A 23,873-nucleotide genomic window follows, 5' to 3' on the forward strand; every position below is an offset into this window, starting at 1 on the left:
GATTATTGAGGTTTAAAAAAGATGGACTTTAATGACTTGCTCAATATGATGATTGAGCAAAAAGCATCAGACTTATTTATTACCGCCGATGTTGAACCATCAATGAAAATTAATGGTCAAATTGTTCCTGTGGTAAAAACCAAGTTAAACGGCGAAATTATTATGCAATTGCTTAACTCTATTATGAGTGAAAAGCAGCGTAAAGAATTTGCTGAGACGCGTGAATGTAACTTTGCCATTACCAATCGCGATAAAACTGCGCGATTCCGCGTCAGCGCTTTTCAACAACGTGATATGCCTGGAATGGTTTTACGTCGTATTGAAACTCAAATTCCGACTATGGATGAGCTTAAATTACCGCCTATTCTTAAAGATCTCGCAATGACCAAACGTGGGATCATTATCTTTGTTGGTGCAACAGGGACAGGTAAATCAACTTCGCTTGCATCCATCATTGGTTATCGCAATCAAAATTCTAAAGGTCATATCATCACCATTGAAGACCCAATTGAATTTGTACACGAACATGCAGGATGTATTATTACCCAACGTGAAGTGGGAATTGATACAGACTCTTTTGAAATTGCGCTTAAGAATACTTTGCGTCAAGCACCAGATGTGATCTTGATTGGTGAGATCCGCTCTCGTGAAACCATGGACTATGCCATCGCTTTTGCTGAAACAGGTCACTTAGTCTTTGCCACACTGCATGCCAACAACGCCAACCAAGCAATTGACCGGATTATCCATTTCTTTGAGTCTGACCGTCATAGCCAGTTGTTTATGGATCTATCACTTAACCTCAAGGCCATGGTTGCACAACAATTGATTCCAACACCAGACGGTAATTCTCGTCGTGCTGCAATTGAAATTCTCATCAACTCACCCTTAGTTTCAGACTTAATCCGTAAAGGTGATGTACATGAAATTAAGGATTTGATGAAGCGCTCTCGTGAATTGGGCATGCAGACGTTTGACCAAGCTTTATTTGACCTCTATAAAGCGGGACAAATTACCTATAAAGACGCACTTAAACATGCTGATTCTCCAAATGATTTACGTCTACAAATCAAATTGGATGAAGAAGGTGGTGCACAGCTACTCAATTCAAATAGCAAACTCACCTTTGATGGACAGTAGTTCCAAAGCAAAAAAGAGCTGATATAAAAAGAGGGGGCTTAGTTAAGCCCCCTCTTCATTTGTTGTATTTATGTGATTCTAGCGCTTACGATAAGCTTCCTGACATGCAGGTTCATCACAATAACCGTACAGATTCAAAGAATGTCCAGTCAATTGAAAGCCGTGTTTCTCAGCTACCGAATGTTGCTCATGCTCGATGGTTTCATTAGTAAATTCAACGACTTTGTTACAATTTTGACAAACCAAATGATCATGATGATCTTCTTGCATAATTTCAAAAACAGAATGATTGTTTTCGAAATGATGGCGCTGGATAATTCCAGCAGCTTCAAATTGTGTTAACACACGATATACGGTCGCTAGACCGACATCTTCACCTTGTTCGAGTAATGTTTTATAAATGTCTTCCGCGCTCAAGTGGTGTTGTCTTGAATTTTCTAATAATTCCAAAATCTTGATTCGTGGTAGGGTAACTTTAAGTCCAGCTTTGCGTAAATCTTGATTTGAAATAGGCATATAAAAAGGTCTCTCAACAAATTTTAAGTTGGAATATGCAACAGAGTTGAGATGCAGTATGATCTATCCTTGGATCAATTGCATCATAATTAATTTGGGATAGTGTAGCAAAATGCAAAAAATCATGCTGACGTTATTCGTCGCTTCTTTACTTGGTGGTTGTTCTGTATTTGGAGTATACAAAGTCGATATTCCTCAGGGAACACCGTTAACCCAAGCTCAAGCTTCAAAAATTCAAGTCGGTATGACCTACCAACAAGTACAATTCTTGTTGGGTAGCCCAACAGTCTCAGATCCATTGAATCCAGGACGATGGGATTACATTTACAACTATATCCCAGGAACTTACGCGAAAAAAGCGAAGATTCCCGCAGCACATGGCCAACATTTAAAGGTTTATTTTGATCAATCAGGTGTCGTAAACAAAATTGAAGGTTTAGAAACCATTCCTGAGTCTCAACCTGGTTTACCTGCTTCTAAAGAAGCAATATTGAATGCGCCCCCACTATAGACACTTTGCGATAAAAAGAAACCCCTCAATGAGGGGTTTTTCATATGCATTCAATTGTTTAAAGCGATTATTGCAAATAACGCCTTATTTAAATAACAATTGTTGATAGCGATTGCCACGGCAGTAACGTCCGACAGGATTTGCTTTTGCGCGATTGCGACGAATATCTTTTGGATTAATCGTTAAAGCTCTATAAATTTCAACACGATCACCTGCTTGTAGCAAATGCGATTGTGCTTTTATTTTCACTCCGAAAATACCAAAACTAAAATTTTCAGGCAATTCTACTTGTTGCGCCAATCCACTTTGCGCAATTGCATCGGCAATCGTCATGCCTTGAGAAAATTGTAACTCAATGTGAAATTGTTGCTTTTCGGCAGCATATGCCACCCAAATCTTTGCCACGAGAATCACCTGACCCTTAAATTAACTGTCCAATATAGGATACCAATGCCAACACAATACTCAAAGGTAAAACAATTCGTACCGCAATACGCCAAATATTATAAAACGCTTCTGAACTAAAATTGATTGCTTTACGCAGATGACTGATTTTCATAATCCAACCCACAAAGATTGAATAAATCAAGCAAATGACCAAGCCCCAAATCATCAGCAATGGATTAAACAGCACTGCAATGTTTGGAATTGTCCAAATGAACAATGCCACCAACAACACCACAAATTGAATAAGTATTGCGACTTGGCGTTGAGCTAACTGTTCTTTGCCTAGTTGTAATAATAACGCGGCTGAAATGACTGCAGTAAATAATAAAGTATAGGCAGGGATTTGTGCTGAAGCCGCAAAAAAACCAAAGGCAATCACAGCAACCAGTTGCGCAATCCAAATAGGTAAAGCTGTTTTAGATGCCTCATTATTCTGTTGAACATTCAACAAGCTGGTTTGCCAATACAAGCCTAAACCGAGACCTGTGGCCACAAGGGCTAAAATCGTTGCATTGCCCCACTCTTTAAACTCTACAGGAGTAACATGCCAAGCGGATAAGTGTGTACCGAAAACCTGTGCAAGGATTAAAGAAAGCAGTACGCCTATCGTGATCAAACCCACTAAAATTTGACGAGGCGCAAAAGACAAAGCAAAAGACACTACAGCGGCACCTGCAAATAACAAATGACCTTCTATCGGTAAATTCGCAATCTGCACAGCACTTTGGCTGATATTCGATAAAATCCCACCCGCTAAGAATGGAATAAAGATAACAGCCAGCCAACCCACAATACGCCACGATTGAGATGCGTCAGCATCACGAGTTAAGCTAGACAAGGCATTGAGTGCAGTTGTTTTAGAACGCTTTGCTAAAGCAACTTCTAAATAAGTAATCGGCAATGCCAACACCAGCATTGACACTAACCACAATATCCAAAAATCAATTTGCCGATCAATTTGAATACCTAGACTTGGAGCCAAACCTGCGATAATCATAAATGATAAACAAAATGCCATGAGCGGCGATAACCATCGTGACATAGAATAATCCTGCATGAGGTGTTTCGTAAAAAGTTCTGCTATTTTGCCTTTGTCGATGCTGAAAATCAAAGCTTAAAAGAAAAAAGCAAATCACCCCTCGATGATTTGCTGCGCTAGATCTTGTTATAATCTTTGTTATTTCTTTTTATCCCCTCTGAATTTTTTTAGTTAGAGAGCTGGTGATTCCCATAATTTCACAATCATAAAATGCCTGTAAATTATGAAAAAAATCTTGCAAACCAATTTTTGCCTTTTTTCTTCTCGTTTTCTTTAATGATCCCCATCATATTTAATTTTACAGCCCCCACATAATCTGCATCATCATGTTGAATATGATTAATTAACCATTTAGACAACACCTCATGCAATTCTTTTTCTATAGAATGCCCTTCTTCAAAACTGGTACGATAACTTTCGATACGTTTAATAAATAAGTCATGTACACGTTTATGAGGAACACGGTATTTATAACCCGCTTCTTCTTGTAAGCTTTCTTCAAAGGTAAAATGAGATTGTGTATAGTCAATAATATTATCAAGAATTTGCTTAATACGGGCACGATCCGTTGCCATACCGATTTCATCAATTTCATTGATGTAATCCAAAATCCTTTTATGTTGATCGTCGATCACATCGATACCCGTATTATATTCTGGAATCCATCTCATCTTCATACGATCACCTTAAAATAATGTCTTGACCTTCAGCAACCATATTAACGGCTATCTCTCTAAATAAAAATGAACTGTATTAGTCGGGATTCATTAAAAAAACTATGAAATAAATTAAGTTATTGTTTATACTTGGATAATATTTTAATCCGCACTAAAAGAGTAAGATATTTTTTAACCAATTATTAAGTTTAAATAATTTTACTGATTGTCTATATTTATTATTTAGCATGAATAAATGATTATAAATGTGTAATCGAAAAGTTTTAAACACCCCCTCAAATGATATTTTTATTTGCTCTTTTCCATACGATTACTCGTGATAAAACTACTCAATCATTTTTGCAAAATAAGGAAAAATATTCTTTTGTGATTTTGTTATATTTTTAAATACTTTCTTTATTCAAGTGAAAATTATTTTATATGTACTATTTTTATTCCACTTATTTCATGATCCTCTTTTAAAAGAGTTGAAATATAAATTTTATCATGACAATTTTATATAATAGACTTCTTTCATAAGTCCTTTTTAAAACCATGAATCAACATAAAAGCGCCCTCATCCTAGCCTTCTCCCAAAGCGAGAAGGAACTTTCAATCCCAATATGATTCACGCCACATCATCATTTTTTGATTTAAGAAAGATCTTTAATATTTAAACAATTATAACGATATTATTACTCATTTTTTTCAATAAAATATAATTAAACATTATTATTTCATTATCTTCTCTTTGCTTTAACAACATCAAAATATTCCGTTAAGTCTCAAAAATGACCATCCTATACAATTTAATATGAGACTTTGATCATTCAAAATAATGCGATTTACAATAAATAATCCGAAGTAATTTTTACAGGATATCGTGAAAAAGCCTGCAAACGAATGATAAGGAAATTGCTATCGATCTAAGATAATTCTTGCATCTATAGCTGGTGCAAAAGCACTTATAAAAACCTGAATGGGCTAGATAAATTGATTTTTTTATTTTCACAATGATTTATATTTAAAAAAAACATGGAGTTAGCGAATAACGCCTCCCCCAATCTCATATGAATTCATTCAGATCAAACTAATATTGATCTGCCTTGGTGACTCTAACCAAACTTGGATCAGCAGCCTCACGAGCAAGTCTTTCGACATGTGTTGTTGCTGTTTTTATCACTTGACCATCTTTAAATAAAATCATCTCACCAGGCTGGTATGCAGTCCAAACTTCATTTTGAGTTAATGGCTCTGTGGTAATCACGGCAACACGATCTTCTTTTGTTGTAAATTGACTAAAATCAATATCAACATCAATATCGACTAAGCGTGCATATGTAAATGGATACTCGCGTACAATCCAATGCAGCTTCGTTGTCGCATAACTAAACAATGCTTGTCCATTGGAGAGGCAAAAATTAAAAGTGCCATATTCTGCAATTTTAGGTGAAATTTCTTCAAGCAAAGCAAATACATCATTTAAACTCGGTTCAAAATAACCAAATCTTAAAACCAGTTGTTCAAGCAAATAACAAAATGCCAGCTCACTGTCAGTACTGCCTACAGGGGTAAAACGCCCCGACAAATGTGGATGAAAGTTATGTAAATCACCATTGTGCGCAAAAATCCACTGTCTGCCCCATAACTCACGAATAAAGGGGTGAGAATTTTCTAAGGTGATTTTACCTTGAGTTGCTTTGCGAATATGTGCAATGACATTCCGTGATTTGATTGGATAGTTACGTACCAGTTCAGCAATCGGTGACAAGACTGCAGATTGATTGTCGACAAATAAACGACATGCTTTATCTTCAAAAAAGGCAATACCAAACCCATCAGAATGATCAGAGGTTATTCCTGCACGTTGAGAAAACCCACGAAACGAGAAAGTAATATCAGTGGGAGCAGCGCAGTTCATTCCAAGCAATTGGCACATAGTGTATTCATACAGCATTTTATTTATAAGAATATTGTGCATGACTACGCATCTGCTTGCAAATCTCAATAACTGAAAATAACTGCAAACAGATGCATATTAGACCAATGACTTAACATAGATCAGCAGAATAATTGGGTATTTATTCGCGGATCAAACTCTAAGTCCCCTTATTTTTCGGACACTCAGCGATTAACCATTTTGTTTAAAACAAAATTTTTGGCAATTTCATTGACATCTAAAAAGACAAAATAATCTAAACAATTAAATGCTTCATCGTGATATGCCTGTTTCGATAAACGCGCATTCATTTTCAAATAGACATCAAACAACTTTGGAATTCGTTCATCTTGTGGAAAGCTATACTCTGGATGACTTGGTTCAAAAGCGAGATTTGCCTTTATATCAATTGACTGTTTGGCAGTCATTTTCTTCAAATGCTGATGTGTATAGTAAGCACGTGCCTTATTGTCTTCCAAACGAATGCTGACACATCCCATTAAGTGTTTTGCCTTCATTTTCCACAGTACTGTCGGAACCAAATTTAACCACAACATCGACAATGCACGTCCGTTACGATAACGCGGATGTACACAAGTACGGCCTATTTCCACAATATTAGATAGATGTGAAAGTTGAGAAACATCAAATTCTTGTGCGCTATAACTACGTGCAAGCTCATGCCCCTGAATCAACTTCAGGCGTGTATAGGCAACAATCTCATTGCTCCATTTATCACGTAATACCGCATGCTCACAATCCAGGTCATATAAATCTTGATCTAATCCATTTTCAAATGTAATGCCAAACTGATCTGCGAATTGTACTGCACGAAATTTTTGTACTTCTTTGAGTTGTTTCAGGTCTTCAACCCATTCAAATTTATATTGTGATTGTGCTTTTTTAGGTTTTGGTAAGGGTAAATTTAAGTTCTGGAAGTTCTGACGATACTGATTTAATTTTGCGAACATATTTTCGACTCCTTGAGCTTTTACTTACACTAGGCAATCCCGATGACACTTATATGACGAAAAAATGACCGTTTAAAAACACGCTATGAATGGTGAATTTGAAATAAAATCGGCAAAATAAAAAAGCCAATGTTTTCACACTGGCATTTAAAAAAAATAATGTACTGATTAAAAATTATTTCTGAGGCTTGGCACGATTGGTAATTAAGGTTCCTACACCATGATCGGTAAAGATTTCTAAGAGTGTTGCATGAGGTACCCGCCCATCTACAATGTGCGCACTCACAACCCCACCTTTAACCGCATCTAAGGCGCAACCCACTTTAGGAATCATGCCCCCATAAATCACCCCAGTTTCAATGAGACGATCGACTTCTTGAGTACTAAGACCCGTTAGGAGGTTTTTATTTTCATCTAAAACACCTGATATATTGGTCAATAGAATCAATTTTTCCGCGCCCAAAGCTTCTGCCACTTTACCTGCGACCAAGTCTGCATTGATATTATAAGTTTGACCGTCTTCATCTACACCTAAAGGCGCAATCACAGGAATAAAATCACTTTGGGTAAACATTTCTAAAACGTCAGTTTTAACCCCAGTCACTTCCCCGACCAGACCTAAGTCAATTTGCGTGACTGTACCATCAGCAAGTGTCTTTTCCATCAAGAGCTTTTGAGCACGCAATAAATTACCGTCTTTACCCGTTAAACCAATGGCACGTCCACCATGCTGATTAATCAGATTAACGATAGATTTATTGACGCTGCCGCCTAAAACCATCTCGACCACTTCCATGGTTGCAGGATCCGTTACCCGCATTCCATCAATACGATCAGACTCACGGCCCAACTGTTTAAGCAATGAATCTACTTGTGGACCACCACCATGTACGACAATCGGATTTAAACCTACAGTCTTGAGTAAAACGATATCGCGAGCAAATGAACTTTCCAACTCTGGATCAGTCATTGCATTGCCACCATATTTTACAACGAGTGTTTTACCTGAAAATCGTTGAATATATGGCAAAGCCTCTGTCAATATTTGCGCTTTGTCGATGCCAGTATGCTGATGTGGCATTCGCCTCTCCTTAGTGAGCTGTAGGAATTAGACTGATGAATATGGATGATGCAAGAAATCAGTGTGCCTGTAGAATATCTTGGGCGATCATAGGATAACGATCACTGAGCATAGACGCAAATGTCTGACGAATTTCATTTAAACAATTTGGACAATCTGCATCAAAACGTACGGTAAAATATTCACCTGTATTTGATGCCCGAATAATGCCAAAACCATGCTCAAAATCAAGGCGAACACCATCAATTTTACTCAGCTCAGCACCAAATTGTTGACTGAGCTGTTCAATCTCATTCAAAACAATTTTCGGATCAGTTCGATGGGTACTGATATAAGTATCTTCAGTATAAAAACGGTCAGGATAACTGGCTAAGATTTCAGACAATGTTGCTTGAGGAAAACAACATAAGTATTCCATCACACGTAAAGCCGCATATAGACCATCGTCATAACCAAGTCCACGTCCATCATTAAATACATAATGACCTGCGTACTCACCACCAAAGACAGCTTGGCCTTTTGATTGCGACATGTATTTGCGTAAAAAACTACTGCCAGTCCGAATCATCTTGGCTTGACCACCTAAGCGTTCAACCACTTGACGCACCATAGATGAACATTTCACATCAAATACAATTTCATGCTGTGGGTGATCTTTTAAACACATTTGGGCAAACAATGCTAAAAGCCGATCCGCTGAAATAATATGGGCATTTTCATCCAATAGAACCACACGATCGCCATCACCATCTAAAGCAATACCAATGTCTGCCTGATGATTAAGTACATTTTGTCGTAATAATTCTAAATGTGTGGCTTGTGAAGGATCCGGTGCATGGTCGGGGAAGTTTCCATCAGCATTACAGCGTAATGCAATCACCTCACAACCCAATTTTTTTAAAACAAGATTGGCACAATAGCCTGCTGAACCATTTAAGCCATCAATCACGACTTTGAGTGGTCGGGTTAACTGAATATCTTTTAATAACGCAGACTGATAGGACAGACAAAATTCAGATTTAATTTGATGAGTCACGGTTGGAATCACAGATTCTACATCAATCCATGACAACTGCTTACTTTGCAGATAATTTTTTGCTTGAATGCCTATGTTTTGAATCATTTCAGGAGACGGTGGCTCAAACTGCATGATCCATTTAATACCATTGTCAGTTTTTGGATTATGACTGGCTGTGACCATGATGCCATTGCCCTGCGTATTTCTTGCGGCAAAGTACAATTGTGGGGTAGCACAACAACCTATTTCAGTGACTTCAATGTCTTTATTTTGAAATACCTGTTTGATAATTTGAGCATACGCAGGACTGCTTAATCGAGCATCGTATCCCAAGGTAATTTTTGATTGACCCTTTTCAATCAGTTGATCAACTAAAGCATATGCGATTGCCTGAATCAATTCAGGTGGCATCATTTCAACTTTTCCACGAATATCATAAGCGCGGAAAATCTGAAAAGGAAAATCATTCATCTTTTTCATAAGCAAAACTTCTATTTGCTTAACCCTTTATTTCGTCAGCTTTATCGCTCTGATGATAAGCAAGCAATTCATTTATATGAGAATATTTATATCGGGTCAAATGCAATATACTAAAAAACTCTTGATAATATATTCAATTTTATATACAGCGTTATACATACTTTTTGTTACAATTCAATATAACATTAAAAAAGCCTGATAAATCAGGCTTTAAAAATGATGAGAAAAACTTAGTTCTTCCCAGTGTGACCAAAACCACCAGCACCACGTTCAGTCGCTTCAAATTCACTTACAATATCAAATTGCGCTTGAACTACAGGCACCAAAACATACTGTGCTAAACGCTCACCTGGTTCTAAAGTAAAGGTGGTTTGACCACGATTCCAAACAGAAACCATCAATTCGCCTTGATAATCTGAATCAATTAAGCCAACCAAGTTGCCCAATACGATCCCATGCTTATGGCCCAAGCCCGAACGTGGTAAAACTAGACCAGCAAAATTAGTATCTTCAATATAAATGGCCATACCTGTTTTAACCAACACAGTTTGACCAGGTTCAATTTGAATCGCTTCTTCTACACATGCACGTAAGTCCAAACCCGCTGAACCTGTTGTTGCATATGTTGGCATTGGCCATTCTTGACCTAAACGTTGATCAAGTACTTTTACTTGAACTTTCATATTGAAATCCTTGATTAAATAAAGCTGTTAAAGGTTCTTCTATGTCTTTCGATCTGTTTAAAAGCAAATCGAAAGAAAAATAAAAGAACTGATTTAAAAAATTAACGTTTTAATAACGCTTTTAAGTTTTGTAAATATTGCTGTGCCTGTTGTTTAGGATCAACATTTTCAGCTAATTTTTTCTTACGCCCTAACCAATCCAACTCATCTTGTGGTAATTCATCTAAGAAGCGGCTTGGGGTCATTTGTTTCATTTGCCCACCATTTTTACGCTGCTCAGCCAAAGTTAAGGTTAAGCCTTGTTGTGCACGGGTAATACCCACATACATTAAACGGCGTTCTTCTTCGATCGTTTCAGCGGCAATGGAGTTCTTATGTGGCAGAAGCTCTTCTTCTAAGCCCATAATATAAACAAATGGAAATTCCAGACCTTTAGATGCATGTAATGTCAGCAGGTTGACCTTATCGGTGTCTTCATCTTCCTGCTGTTGCTCAAGCATATCCAGCAACACCATTTTACGAATCACACTTTCAATGTTCTTTTCATCTACATCTTCAGCACGGTTGATTAAGCTTTGAATACTGGTATAGAGCATCTCCACATTATCAATCTTGGTTTTTTCTTGTGCAGGTGTTGCAGCAGTTTCACGTAAATAATCGATATAGCCTGCATCATTCATCATTTGACGAATTTTAGGAACAGGTTCATCGTCATCTAACAATTCACGAGTGAAATCATTGATAAAGCCAGCAAACTCAGCCAATTGTGTGGTGGCCTTTTTCGGCATTACCATAGTTAAGCGTTGATCACTTGCCGCAGCCAACAGTGATAAATGATTTTCTTGGGCAAAAAGACCTAACTTTTCAAGTGTTACAGGGCCAATTGCACGTTTAGGCGTATTGATAATACGAAGGAAAGCACTGTCATCTTCAGGGTTGATGATGATACGTAAGTAGCTCATCACATCTTTAATTTCTGCACGACCAAAGAAAGATTGACCACCAGAGAGCTTGTATGGAATCTGCATTTGACGTAGCTGAGTTTCCAATACACGTGCTTGGAAATTTCCGCGATACAACACCGCATAATCTTTCCAGTTTTTACCATTCATCAATTTATGCGTGAGCAGGTCTTTTACTACGCGTTCAGATTCATCATCATCATTACGACAGGTGATAATTCGAATGACCTCACCATGACCTTTATCACTCCACAACTTTTTATCAAAAATGTGTGGATTATTTTCAATGACATGATTCGCGGCTTTTAAAATACGACTGGTAGAACGGTAATTTTGCTCCAGTTTAATCACTTTTAAATTGCGGAAATCTTCTTTGAGCAATGCCATATTTTCAGGCTTTGCGCCACGCCATGCATAAATGGATTGGTCATCATCACCTACAGCGGTGAACTGCCCCATCACACCGACCAATAATTTTACCAAAATATATTGCGCGGTATTGGTATCTTGATACTCATCCACAAGTAGATAGCGAACCCGGTTTTGCCAACGATCACGAACTTCTGCATTGTCTTGTAAGAGACGTGTTGGCATTACGATCAGATCATCAAAATCTACAGCATTATAAGCCCGTAAATTTCGCTCATATAATTGATACAAGTGGGCAAACTGCACATCTTCTGGTGTTTCACAAGTCGTATGTGCTTGCTCAGGCACAATCAAATCATTTTTCCAATCTGAAATCTTTTTCATGGCTTTAGCAATCAATTCTTTGCTTTCAGCACCCGATAAATTATCACGATGCATCAAGTCCATAAGAATACGCTTACAGTCATCGGCATCAAGGATTGAGAAATTATTTTTAAGTGGAGTATTTTTCAGCTCAATTCTTAATAAATTTAAACCAAAGGTGTGGAAGGTTGAAACTGAAAGCCCTTTCCCTTCTTCTTTACCCAACAACTTACCCACACGTTCTTTCATTTCACGTGCAGCTTTATTGGTAAAGGTCATTGCAGTAATTCGATGTGCAGGAATCCCACACTGTTGAACCAAATATGCAATTTTTCTTGTAATTACTGAGGTTTTACCTGAACCCGCCCCTGCAAGTACTAACAAGGGTCCTTGAGTATATTTCATGGCTTCAAGTTGCTTGTCATTCAGTTGACTTGCTTTCGACATTGTTCATCCTCTAAAAACTTCGAGCTCGATTATAGTCATCTAAAGTAGAGTTGCAAAATGCTTAATTTGAATTTTTCCAATATAAAAACCAGATAAAAATAATTTCAGTTAAATTCTGCTTTAGTTTCAAACCTTCTTATTTCAATACTCTATTTTGTTATGAGTTGTTGTTATTCAGTTGACTGGTGATCAAGTGGCGAAAGCATAACCAAAAGCCATCATAACGGCTAGCAAATAGCAGCAAGAAGAAAGACCGTTATAGCATCAACGTTGGTTTTAATGATAAAAAAATCTGAATCGCAACCTTGAACTGGTTGATTCGGTTTAAATAAAAATTTGGGGCATAAAAAAAGGAATCATAGCGAACCATGACTCCTTTTCAATGCTTTCAACTCAATGCCTTCAACTAAAAAATACGTTACTGTTGTTACGATTTCTTAGTTTGTCGGATATTAGTTTGCTGCATAAATGCTGATTTCAACACGACGGTTCTGTTCACGACCCGCAGCAGTTGAGTTATCTGCGATTGGGTTTTGTGAGCCATAACCTTGAGTATCAATACGGCTCGCTACACCTTTACCTTTAAGGTAGTTTGCAACTGAATACGCGCGGTTTTGAGACAATGGAATATTGATTGAATCATTACCTGTATTATCTGTATAACCCGTAACAAGAATTACACTCTTGTTATCTTCCATTAAAGTTTGAGCAACTTTATTTAAAGTACCGTAGAAGTTCGGCTTAATTGTTGATTTGTTGGTATCAAACGTGATGCTACCAGGCATAATTAACGCAACAGAACCATCTGGATTACGGTTAACTTCTACACCAGTACCCTGCATTTGTTGGCGTAATTTCTTTTCTTTATTGTCTAAATAAAGACCAGTACCCGCACCTAAAAGCGCACCAATTGCTGCTGCACGATTGTTTTGTGCAGATGAGTTTGCATTACCACGAGACAAACCATAGCCCGCTGCTGCACCGATCAAACCACCAATAGCAGATTTGTCGTACTCCATACCACCGATGTTATTACCAGTTGTTTGACAGCCAGAAAGTACTAAAGCCCCTGCTGTAAGTGTTGTAATTAATAGTGCACGCATTGCATGCCTCCAAGTTGTGTTTTTTGTTAGCTTAATTTTGGTATAAAAAACAAAGCACCACTATAGGCGTTTTGTTAACAATCACGTATTTTTTTACATTTTGTAATATTTACAATGAAATTTACAAAAGTGATCATCATAATTTATACATAGTCATTAAATGTGTCTTTTTTAATTGCATTGTAACGACTATATTTAGAGTCTGTGGACAATTCGTCTATGTTTACAACGATGTATATTTTTGAGCGAATACGAGGCAGCAAATCCGAAATCTAGTTATGCTAAATCAAGACTAACATGATTTTCCAAGGCCGCAACGTGATAGTAAAAAATATCCTAGTCGCTTGAACTGGCACTCACAATAAATCATTAGGACTGTTCTATGTCATCTCAACAGCAGAAGCAACCTATTTTAAAAAAAATTACGAAAGGTTTAACCGTTGGCTCAGTGATTACTGGTAGTACTTTTTTTCACGGCCCGCCTGTTTTAGCTTTAGGCTTGACCAAATTATTTAAAAAGTCAAAAAAAGTGGATGAAACCAATATCAACATCACCAATAGTTGGTTAAGCGTCAATAATTGGCTGATTGATCATGTTCTTCCAGAAACACAATGGGACATTACCGTTGATGAAAACTTGGATTTAAATATGCAAGGTCGTTATTTGATGACCTGTAATCATCAAAGTTGGGTCGATACCACCGTAAACCAATATTTTGGTCTAACACGCATGCCACTCACCCGCTTTTTCACCAAATGGGAACTGATCTTTATACCGTTTGTCGGGCAAGCCTTTAAGATTCTGGGCTTTCCGATGATGAAACGCCATACAAAAGAGCAGATTGCAAAAAATCCTGAACTGAAAACACGTGATATGGAAGAAGCACGTAAAGCCTGTGAGCAGTTATTAAGCCAGCCTTTTACGCTACTCAACTATCTTGAAGGAACACGCTTTACCCCAGAAAAACATGCTCAACAACAATCACCTTTTACCAATTTACTTAAACCTAAGGCTGGTGGACTCGCACTCGCTTTAAGTATCTTAGGTGATAAGATTGATGCACTGGTGGATATGACCATTGTGTATCCAGATGGTGCACCTGGTTATGGCGAGTTTTGGTTAGGCGAAGTCCCTCGAATTGCAGTCAATATGCGTAAAATTGAGATTCCTGAATGGGTACTGGGCGGCAATTATGAAGATGATGCAGAATATCGCGAACGCTTTCAAAACTGGGTTGATGATTTATGGACTGAAAAAGATCAACTGATTAGCACCATAAAACAAAAATATAACCACTAACTTTCAATTGAAGAAAAACCACAGAATAGGATGGATATGACAGAGCAAGTTCCACCACTCGAAAATAGTACAGAAACGAAAAACGATATGTCACGAGGATGGTGGATCGCTTTTGGTTATGACATCTTTATGATGTTTATTATCATCTTTAACTTATTCTGTTTATGTGCCAATGCTTTTTTAATGAGTAATTTTGGTGATTGGCTTTTCAATGAAATTCATTTACTGCAAGTTTTACAGTATTACAAAACCGATCTGCACCCTTGGGTGATTAAAACCGAAAGCTGGTTTATTACCTTTTTGATTGTTGAATTGGGCATTCGCTGGCTCATCGCAATCATCAACAAACACCATGCGCGTTGGTTTTTCTTTCCATTTATTCACTGGTATGAAATTTTAGCAATTATTCCTTATTTACGTTTTTTACGTTTAATTCGGGTCGGTATTATTGCTTACCATTTTCATGAGTTAGGTTATAAGGTCATTCCCGACAACATTCTAAAACGTGTGCTGTTTTATTATCGGGTGGTAATGGAAGAATTGTCTGACCGCGTGGTTATTACAGTCATTGACGGAATCAAACATGAATTAGACACCAGCTCAAGTCATAAGAAAATCATTCATGATTTAATTGATCATCATAGAGATCGTTTTGCACAAACTTTAGCTGAAGTCTTACAAGAGTCTTTAGCCACTGAATTAAAAGCACAAAGTCATGTGATTAGCCATAATGTTGGACAGATTGTACGTCAAGCCATTGAAGACACTCCGCAATTGACTCAATTATTGCGCATGATCCCCATTGCAGGCAGTATGATTGAAAATCAGATTCAAAATATTGGGCAACAGTTAGGTGAGAATATTACCCAAGGATTGGTGGAACCTTTCACTGAAGGCAATTTATACAATCCAAACGCGACCTATCAACTAATTTCAACCAAATTAAGCCAGTTAAATATTGAAAATCAGAAGCTTGAAGAACTAGTTGAATCTGTAGTCTATGAAAGTTTAGAATCGTTAAGGAAACAAGTGAAAGTAAAACAATGGCAGCTTGAATTAGAAAAAAATGATCAAGTAAAAGATGAGTGATTCAAAGAATAAGCAATTCATTGAAAATATTTGTATCTTTGCTAGAGAAATCATTCAATATGTTCTAGCATTTGCCCTATTTCACAATTTTTGACGCTTAGATAGAAAAATTTAGGTCACACGCCTTTTAAGGAATAATTATGGCTGATATACGGATTACAGGCAGAATGGTTAATTTTACCCGATTAACCTTCGATACTAATGATCATGATGCCATCCGCCAGCAATTAACTTCAATGATGAGTGAAACCTCTTATCAAGGGGCTTTGGTCATTATTGATACCACAGTTGAACAAGAGCTTATTGCCCTGATTCAACTCATTATCAGTCTAGATTTACAGCCTATGGCTGTGATTGATGGTTTATTGGGTGATCAAGCACGTGCAATTCAATTCCCAGTCTTGCCTGCCGATCGTCCTTTGCAACGGATTAAACCGACGAAAGAACAAGTGGTTGAAACACCAGTAAAAGCACCCGCTGTAGCAACACCAAATGCAAGCGTAGATGCGCCTAAAACATTGAGTCATGTAACCTCATATCATGATGAAATTTTAAGAACTGGACAATGTCTGGTTCAAGATCATGGGGACATCATACTGAATGCTGGTATTAACAGTGGTTCGGAAGTGATTGCTTCAGGAAATATACATATCTATGGCAGTGTTCGTGGTAGAGTCATTGCAGGTGCAGGTGGTAACACCATTGCAAGAATTTTTTGTCATTCACTAGAAGCCGAATTGGTTTCTATTGCAGGAACATATTGTGTGGCAGATGACATTCCTCAAGATGTCATTAAAAAGGCTGTACATATTTACTTGAATGACCAGCAAGAGCTAGTGTTTGAAGCTTTGCAATTTTAAGGTATAAATTAACACCATATAAAACTCGTTTAATCGGGTAAAATGACCATAACAGGAGTGGATTCGGTGGCCAAAATTGTTGTCGTTACATCAGGCAAAGGTGGCGTAGGTAAAACTACGACGAGTGCATCTTTTGCAACAGGATTAGCCCTACGTGGTCATAAAACTGTTGTGATTGATTTCGATGTGGGTTTGCGTAATTTAGATTTGATCATGGGCTGTGAACGCCGCGTGGTGTATGATTTTGTTAATGTCATTAATAACGAAGCACGCTTACAACAAGCCTTGATTCGTGATAAAGATATTGAAAATCTTTATATTTTACCTGCATCACAAACCCGTGATAAAGATGCGTTGAGCGATGATGGTGTTGCTCGTGTAATCGATGAGCTTTCGCAAGAGTTCGATTATATTATTTGTGACTCACCTGCGGGGATTGAGCGTGGCGCGATTTTAGCCATGTATCATGCAGATGAAGCAATTATTGTAACAAACCCAGAAATCTCTTCTGTTCGAGATTCAGACCGTATTATTGGTATGCTCGACAGCAAGACGAAAAAAGTAGAAAACAACGAAGGGCGTGTTCGTAAGCATTTATGTATTACGCGTTTTAACCCTGAACGTGCCGATAAACAAGAAATGTTGACCATTGATGATATCTCAAAAGATATCTTACGTGTACCAACTTTAGGCGTCATTCCAGAGTGCCCTAGCGTACTTCAGGCATCGAATGAAGGTAAACCTGTCATTCTTTACCAAGAAGCATCTGCTGGGCAAGCATATGATGATTTAGTTGCGCGTTTCTTGGGTGAGGAACGTCCTTATCGACATATTACAGTGAAACCTAAGGGTTGGTTAGCACGGTTATTTGGAGCGTAGAAATGGCAGGATTTTGGAGTAAACTTTTTAGCAATGATGACAAACCATCTAGCGCCCAAACTGCTAAAGACCGCTTAAAAGTTATTGTTGCTTCTGAAAACGGTTTGGGCAAACGTTTAAGCCAAGACAAGATTGACCAAATGAAGAAAGAAATCATGCAAGTGGTTAATCGTTATGTCCGTGGTGTGGATGAACAGCATATTCAAATGCAAGTTCGTTCTGAAGCCAACATTGAAATGTTGGAAATGAATATCAATTTACCTGAAGAACGATAATTTCATTATTGATTAGTCAAGTGAATTGATTCAGGGCAAAATATAGGGCAGAGTCAAAAAGCATTGCTTTTACTCATGCAATATATTTTGCCCTTTTTATTTTAGATTTTTTTCAGCTAAATATTGTATTTATCCTTATTAAACAAAAGCTCAATAAGGTTTATATAATGCTGCAAATCAATCATTTGATTTAGAATTATTTTATTTTGAGGAGATGCTGTTATGGCACTTTCACAGCCAGCAACGTTCAATGAAGAATGGTCAGACGAGCGTGTATTTGCCTACTTAGATCAACTTCCTCCTGAAGGTACCAATACAGATTTTCATGTACTTTACCACGCATTTAAACATATGCGCCCATTTGACTATGAGCGTTTGTTGACCAAGTTTGTTGCTGATGGCCGAGACATCAATGCAACCAATCCTGAAGGTCAACGTATTCATGATGTGATCGCAGAATATCCGCGTCAAAAAGAAGGTTTCTTAGACGTATTGGCAAAGTTTGCTTAACGACTAAAATACGCGAATAACACGATACAACTCAATATTGTTAATCAGTAAATGCCTGATGAATTTCATTGGGCATTTTTATTTTATATAACCCTCTTTTTCTCAATGTATATCTCAAGGCTCTCTAACGTAGAGTCATCACTATTGAATACAATGGTTTAAATACTTATACACATCAACATGAATAAACTTTTCTAAAATCCGCTATGTGATTCAGTCTTTAACGATGTTTTAACATCATCCAATCTCGATTTAATTCAAACAACAATATGCTGTGTAAACTAAATCCTACAGTTAACTTATCAACTGCCATAAAAAAACCCAGCTTACGCTGGGTTCTTCGAATCAAGTCAGTGCTTAGTGAGCAGCGAATTGGTTCATTGTGTTTTTAGCATCATCATGCGCTTTAAGTGCATTGTCACCAGAGAAGATTTCTTTGTGATCATCACCGATGTCAGAACCCGCCATTGCTTGGTGTTTAACACAAGCGATACCACCACGGATTTCTTTACGTTGTACGCCAGCAACATAAGCCAACATACCTTCAGTACCGAAGTAACCTTGTGCAAGCTCATGAGTAGAAAGCGCAGCAGTATGGTAAGTCGGAAGTGTAATCAAGTGATGGAATACACCAGCTTCACGAGAAGCATCTGCTTGGAATGTACGGATTTTCGAGTCAGCATCAGCAGCCAATTCAGAAGCATCGTACTCAGCGCTCATTAATTTAGCACGGTCATAAGCAGAAACGTCTTTACCTTCAGCAACCCAACGATCGTAAGCTTGTTGACGGAAGTTTAAAGTCCAGTTGAATGATGGGCTGTTGTTATAAACAAGCTTCGCATTTGGAACTGTTTCACGTACACGGTTAACCATGTGTGCAATTTCTTCAACGTTTGGAGTCGCAGTTTCGATCCAAAGAAGATCTGCACCGTTTTGTAAGCTAGACACGCAGTCAAGTACAACACGGTCAATTTGAGTACCTTCACGGAACTGATATAAGCCAGAAGCTAAACGCTTAGGACGGTGTAATTTACCATCACGTTTAATCAAGATTTCATCTTCTTGAGCATCAGCAATATCAATTTCAGTTGTGTCTAAGTAGCTGATATATTGAGAAGCAATATCACCTGGCTCTTTAACCACTGGGATTTTTTGAGTCAAGTCAGCGCCTTCAGAGTCAGTACGTGCAACGATGATACCGTCATCAAGACCCATTTCTAAGAATGCATAACGTAATGCATGGATTTTAGAGATAAAGTCTTCATGTGGAACTGTTACTTTACCAGCTTGGTGACCACATTGTTTAGCATCAGATACTTGGTTTTCGATTTGTAGTGCACAAGCACCAGCTTCGATCATCTTACGTGCAAGTAAATAAGTCGCTTCTTCGTTACCGAAACCAGCATCGATGTCCGCAATAATTGGCACAACGTGAGTTTGGAAACCGTCGATTTGAGCAGTGATTTCAGCAGCTTTAGCAGTATCACCAGCTTCGTTTGCTTTTTTAAGTGCACGGAATAAATCGTTAAGTTCTTTCGCATCAGCTTGACGTAAGAATGTATAGATTTCAGCGATTAAAGCAGGTACAGAAGTTTTTTCGTGCATAGATTGGTCAGGAAGTGGACCGAATTCTGAACGAAGTGCAGCAACCATCCAACCAGAAAGGTAGATATAACGTTTGCTTGTAGTACCGAAATATTTTTTGTTCGCAATCATTTTTTGTTGTGCAATGAAACCATGCCAGCAACCTAAAGATTGAGTGTATTTACTAGAGTCAGCATCATATTCAGCCATATCACGACGCATGATCGCAGCTGTATATTTAGCGATATCTAAACCAGTTTTGAATTGGTTTTGCATTTGCATACGCGCAGCATCTTCTGGGCTAATATCGCGCCATGTGCTTCCGAATTTTGCTTTTAATTCACGGATTGCATCAATCGCTGTTTGGTATGTAGTCATGATATGTTCCTGTAATAATATTAGGATTTCATCAATCGAAGAGCTAAATCCACTCGGTATTTGTTTGTACAGATTTAGAACACTTCGTTGTTATGGTCTTAGCTTAGATTGACTCCTCAAATTAATCCAATATTCTGAGTTAATTTTCAGTATTTATTTAAAAAATATGTAGATCAAAGTCGTATTATAATTATATAAGAAATCTCTAAACCTTTAATTTATAAAATCTTATACAAAATCCACTCATCTATTTTTTGCTTAAATAGCAGACAATTTACTGATTTTATCGCTATTAGACTTAAGTCTGAGCTTGTAACAAAAAAACCAGAACTGGATTTTTTTGATATAAAAACACCCTAAATGATCAATAATCACACAAAGTATAATCGCCGAATTCATCCATTGAGAAACAATGCTGTTGCTCAAAAATCTGCTGGTCTTGAGGTATAATGAGGAGATTAGGATTTATTCAAGCATGCATCTCAATTTAAAACCAAGACAATAAATCTTGATCCTTCTATAACAATAAATCGCCTGCTGTTTTTTTATCTACTTTTTACACAAAAGCATTTCCTTATGGCATAATCCCCTGTGATTTCTAAATTTTATTTTCGGTATTTTTTTTATGAATCTGGAGCGGGTCGATCTCAACCTCTTAATTTACCTTGACGTTCTTTTACGTGAAAAAAATGTGACTCGTGCTGCTGAACAGCTTGGTGTTACCCAACCCGCAATGAGTAATATTTTACGTCGTCTTCGTAATTTATTTAATGACCCTCTTTTAATTCGTTCTTCTGAAGGTATGACACCAACAGAACGTGCTTTAGAATTACAACCCCGCATCCGTGACGCACTGTCTGATTTATCGATGATTTTGGAACCTCGTACTGAGTTCCGACCTTATACTTCAAACCGTGTATTCCGTATTATGACCTCTGATTATGCCGAAGCGACACTTGTTCCTCGTCTAGTCAAAGCATTGCGCTCAGAAGCACCGAATGTTGTACTCGACTTTTTAACACCAAGTGACGTGTCATATCGTGACATGGAACAAGGTAAAGTTGATTTAGCCATTAACCGTTTTAATGAAATCCCACAAAGCTTTCACCAAGTTTTAGTATGGCGTGACAGTTTCTCTTGCCTACTCAACAATAAACATCCCGCTTCGAGTAATTTAAATCTTAAAAGTTATTTAGATGCGCAACATATCTGGGTATCAAAAACAGGTATGGGGGTCGGTTTTGGTGTGAATCCTGAGAAACAAGCAGGATTGGGTTGGATTGATCAAGCTTTAGAGCGAATTGGTCAAAAGCGTAAAATTTCAGTCTTTACTCGTCATTATCAAATGCCAGCATTGTTGGCTTCAAATGTCGATTTGATTGCAACATTACCAACCCGTATCGCCCGTTTACAAGCCAAAAGCCAAAATTTACTCATTAAAGATCCGCCTTTTTATATTCCAGAATTTGAATTAAAAATGGCATGGTGCCCGTTACTTCATCATCATCCTGCACATCGTTGGTTACGCCAATTGATTCTTTATGTTGCACGTCAAATGATTGAAGAAGAAAATCGTGAATTTATGCAAAATAATTCGCATTTTTCTCAATATTAATAGGAATTTTCTTAAATTCTTATCATTTCAAGCTTATACTAATTCCAGATCGGTAGTGTGTTACTCACTACCACCCCCTTTTATGTGTTAAAAATATCTCATAATAATGATGATCCATAGGTGGATTCGTGAGCCTGTTCCAGAATATCCTAATCATCGCTGTCCTCATCGCAGGAGCTGGTTTTTTATCTTTAACTGAAATCGCCCTTGCAGGTGCGCGTAAAGTTAAACTCAAAATTCTTGCCGAATCTGGCGATGAGCGAGCACAAAAAGTCCTCGACTTACAGCAAAACTCTGCCGATTTCTTTGCCGCTTCCCAAATCGGTTTAAATGCTGTTGCTATTCTTGGCGGTATTTTAGGTGAAGGTGCCTTTCGCCCTTATTTTCTTGAATTTGTCTCGCGTTTCTATGTTGGAAATTGGACAGAAACCATTAGCTTTGTCCTCTCATTTACTTTAGTCACTTCACTATTTATTCTTTTTGCCGATTTAATGCCAAAACGTATGGCAATGATTGCACCGGAAAAAATTGCAGTTTCAGTCATTAATCCCATCCAAATCTTTATCGTGGTTTGTAAACCTTTAGCTTGGTTTATCAATGCGGTGGCTAATTTGTTGTTCCGCTTGTTTAAAGTCAATACAACACGTGAAGACAACATTACCTTTGATGATATTTCAGCGGTGATGGATGCAGGTGCTCAGGCAGGTGTTTTACAAAAGCAAGAACATCACTTTATTGAAAATGTATTTGAACTTGAAGAACGTAATGTTCCATCTAGTATGACCCCACGTGAAAACGTGGTGTTTTTTACGTTAAAAGAACCAGAAGAAAGTATCCGCCAAAAACTGGCTGAATACCCTTATTCAAAGTTCCTGGTTTGTAACGAAACCATTGACCAAGTGATTGGCTATGTAGATGCCAAAGATATTTTGGTACGTATTCTGAATAATCAAAAAATTAATCAGCTACACGAATCAACCATTCGTACAGTATTAACCATTCCTGACTCATTGACCCTTTCTGAACTTCTTGACCGCTTCCGCTCAAGCAAAGAAAAATTTGCGGTGGTATTTAATGAATATGCACTTGTGGTTGGTGTTATTACCCTGTCAGATATCATGATCACTGTGATGGGCGACTGGGTTACACCAATGGATGAAGAGCTACAAATCATTAAACGGGATAACAACTCATGGTTGATCGATGGGAGTACCCCAATTGAAGACATGAAGCATGCTTTAGCCATTGATGAGATGCCAGATGAAGAAAACTATGAAACACTGGCGGGTTTTATGATGTATCAGTTAAGAAAAATTCCCAAACCAGCTGACACAGTAATTTTTGGTGGTTATAAATTTGAAGTGGTCGATGTAGATCATTTTAAAATTGACCAGCTACTAGTCACTCGATTACTTGAAAAAGCAGAACCATCGAGCTCAGAAGATTCTTCACAGTAAGTTTCTTTAGCGTATTTAAAGCTTAGCAATCACCTTGCTAAGCTTTTTTTATGCAAAGTAGTGCTTCAATATTAAAACTTCCAGAGCGTCTTTGATTAGATTATGCGCTTTTGATTTATAAATTTTAAAAATATGAAAATTAACATGAACTCAATTCTTAAAAACCAAAAATCATAATATATTTAAAAATCAATATCTTAC

22 protein-coding genes are annotated in these 23,873 nt (G+C 37.6%); 10 read left to right on the forward strand and 12 right to left on the reverse strand.

The genetic code is table 11. The features are described 5' to 3' along the window. The first annotated feature begins 21 nt into the window (after window positions 1–21). Complete coding sequence (locus PYV58_RS17735; RefSeq protein WP_004722736.1) at window positions 22–1,140, forward strand: PilT/PilU family type 4a pilus ATPase; 1,119 nt, start codon at window positions 22–24, stop codon at window positions 1,138–1,140. A 78-nt stretch (window positions 1,141–1,218) separates the two neighbouring features. Here PYV58_RS17735 and fur read toward each other — a convergent pair whose 3' ends face one another. Further along, window positions 1,219–1,656: a ferric iron uptake transcriptional regulator gene (gene fur / locus PYV58_RS17740; RefSeq protein ID WP_004722737.1), complete on the reverse strand. Its 438-nt coding sequence runs from the start codon at window positions 1,654–1,656 to the stop codon at window positions 1,219–1,221. Between the two features lie 112 nt (window positions 1,657–1,768). On the opposite strand from fur, the gene bamE reads away from it, so the two are divergent. Continuing rightward, window positions 1,769–2,167 carry an outer membrane protein assembly factor BamE gene (bamE, locus tag PYV58_RS17745; RefSeq protein ID WP_004722739.1) on the forward strand — a complete coding sequence of 133 codons (399 nt, stop codon included), beginning with the start codon at window positions 1,769–1,771 and terminating at the stop codon, window positions 2,165–2,167. 84 nt (window positions 2,168–2,251) lie between these two features. Here bamE and PYV58_RS17750 read toward each other — a convergent pair whose 3' ends face one another. The 10 genes from PYV58_RS17750 to PYV58_RS17795 form a co-directional block, all read right to left on the reverse strand. Continuing rightward, on the reverse strand, window positions 2,252–2,572 hold the full coding sequence (locus PYV58_RS17750) for an RnfH family protein (RefSeq protein WP_004722741.1): 321 nt from the start codon (window positions 2,570–2,572) through the stop codon (window positions 2,252–2,254). Between the two features lie 16 nt (window positions 2,573–2,588). Continuing rightward, on the reverse strand, window positions 2,589–3,671 hold the full coding sequence (locus PYV58_RS17755; RefSeq protein WP_034610979.1) for a membrane protein: 1,083 nt from the start codon (window positions 3,669–3,671) through the stop codon (window positions 2,589–2,591). A gap of 203 nt (window positions 3,672–3,874) precedes the next feature. Further along, on the reverse strand, window positions 3,875–4,330 hold the full coding sequence (locus PYV58_RS17760) for a bacteriohemerythrin (RefSeq protein WP_004819397.1): 456 nt from the start codon (window positions 4,328–4,330) through the stop codon (window positions 3,875–3,877). A gap of 1,069 nt (window positions 4,331–5,399) precedes the next feature. Next, window positions 5,400–6,248, reverse strand: coding sequence for a class II glutamine amidotransferase (locus tag PYV58_RS17765; RefSeq protein ID WP_016539214.1), 849 nt, complete (start codon window positions 6,246–6,248; stop codon window positions 5,400–5,402). A gap of 185 nt (window positions 6,249–6,433) precedes the next feature. After that, a complete protein-coding gene (locus PYV58_RS17770; RefSeq protein ID WP_004819394.1) occupies window positions 6,434–7,219 on the reverse strand; it encodes a GNAT family N-acyltransferase in 786 nt (261 codons plus the stop codon). 175 nt (window positions 7,220–7,394) lie between these two features. Further along, window positions 7,395–8,300 (reverse strand): acetylglutamate kinase, encoded by a 906-nt coding sequence (argB, locus tag PYV58_RS17775; protein WP_004722746.1) that lies wholly within the window; start codon window positions 8,298–8,300, stop codon window positions 7,395–7,397. Window positions 8,301–8,358: 58 nt separating this feature from the next. Beyond that, on the reverse strand, window positions 8,359–9,798 hold the full coding sequence (locus PYV58_RS17780) for a phosphomannomutase/phosphoglucomutase (protein WP_034610987.1): 1,440 nt from the start codon (window positions 9,796–9,798) through the stop codon (window positions 8,359–8,361). A 230-nt stretch (window positions 9,799–10,028) separates the two neighbouring features. Further along, window positions 10,029–10,481 (reverse strand): dUTP diphosphatase, encoded by a 453-nt coding sequence (gene dut / locus PYV58_RS17785; protein ID WP_004722748.1) that lies wholly within the window; start codon window positions 10,479–10,481, stop codon window positions 10,029–10,031. Window positions 10,482–10,582: 101 nt separating this feature from the next. Further along, window positions 10,583–12,622 carry a UvrD-helicase domain-containing protein gene (locus tag PYV58_RS17790; protein WP_004722749.1) on the reverse strand — a complete coding sequence of 680 codons (2,040 nt, stop codon included), beginning with the start codon at window positions 12,620–12,622 and terminating at the stop codon, window positions 10,583–10,585. Window positions 12,623–13,074: 452 nt separating this feature from the next. Continuing rightward, complete coding sequence (locus PYV58_RS17795) at window positions 13,075–13,725, reverse strand: OmpA family protein (protein ID WP_004722751.1); 651 nt, start codon at window positions 13,723–13,725, stop codon at window positions 13,075–13,077. A gap of 382 nt (window positions 13,726–14,107) precedes the next feature. Between PYV58_RS17795 and PYV58_RS17800 the strand changes: the two genes are divergently transcribed. From PYV58_RS17800 to PYV58_RS17825, 6 genes are all read left to right on the forward strand, one after another. Further along, window positions 14,108–15,025, forward strand: coding sequence for an acyltransferase (locus tag PYV58_RS17800; protein ID WP_004722754.1), 918 nt, complete (start codon window positions 14,108–14,110; stop codon window positions 15,023–15,025). An 87-nt stretch (window positions 15,026–15,112) separates the two neighbouring features. Continuing rightward, window positions 15,113–16,114: a preprotein translocase subunit SecA gene (locus PYV58_RS17805; RefSeq protein WP_227504210.1), complete on the forward strand. Its 1,002-nt coding sequence runs from the start codon at window positions 15,113–15,115 to the stop codon at window positions 16,112–16,114. A 140-nt stretch (window positions 16,115–16,254) separates the two neighbouring features. After that, the gene (gene minC / locus PYV58_RS17810; RefSeq protein WP_004819387.1) at window positions 16,255–16,974 is read left to right on the forward strand and encodes a septum site-determining protein MinC; all 720 of its coding nucleotides are present in this window, start codon (window positions 16,255–16,257) and stop codon (window positions 16,972–16,974) included. Window positions 16,975–17,040: 66 nt separating this feature from the next. After that, complete coding sequence (minD, locus tag PYV58_RS17815; protein ID WP_004722761.1) at window positions 17,041–17,853, forward strand: septum site-determining protein MinD; 813 nt, start codon at window positions 17,041–17,043, stop codon at window positions 17,851–17,853. A 2-nt stretch (window positions 17,854–17,855) separates the two neighbouring features. Next, window positions 17,856–18,128, forward strand: a complete 273-nt coding sequence (gene minE, locus PYV58_RS17820) for a cell division topological specificity factor MinE (protein WP_004722763.1) — start codon at window positions 17,856–17,858, stop codon at window positions 18,126–18,128. 222 nt (window positions 18,129–18,350) lie between these two features. Continuing rightward, a complete protein-coding gene (locus PYV58_RS17825; protein WP_004722766.1) occupies window positions 18,351–18,638 on the forward strand; it encodes a PA4642 family protein in 288 nt (95 codons plus the stop codon). A 357-nt stretch (window positions 18,639–18,995) separates the two neighbouring features. Here PYV58_RS17825 and PYV58_RS17830 read toward each other — a convergent pair whose 3' ends face one another. Then, window positions 18,996–20,600 carry an isocitrate lyase gene (locus tag PYV58_RS17830; protein ID WP_004722767.1) on the reverse strand — a complete coding sequence of 535 codons (1,605 nt, stop codon included), beginning with the start codon at window positions 20,598–20,600 and terminating at the stop codon, window positions 18,996–18,998. A gap of 625 nt (window positions 20,601–21,225) precedes the next feature. Between PYV58_RS17830 and PYV58_RS17835 the strand changes: the two genes are divergently transcribed. Further along, entirely contained in the window at window positions 21,226–22,215 is a 990-nt protein-coding gene (locus tag PYV58_RS17835) for a LysR family transcriptional regulator (RefSeq protein ID WP_004722769.1), read from the forward strand. A gap of 128 nt (window positions 22,216–22,343) precedes the next feature. Then, on the forward strand, window positions 22,344–23,672 hold the full coding sequence (locus PYV58_RS17840; protein ID WP_034610998.1) for a hemolysin family protein: 1,329 nt from the start codon (window positions 22,344–22,346) through the stop codon (window positions 23,670–23,672). Window positions 23,673–23,873 lie beyond the last annotated feature (201 nt).

The sequence above is a fragment of the Acinetobacter sp. TAC-1 genome, assembly GCF_029025845.1.
GTDB lineage: Bacteria > Pseudomonadota > Gammaproteobacteria > Pseudomonadales > Moraxellaceae > Acinetobacter > Acinetobacter guillouiae.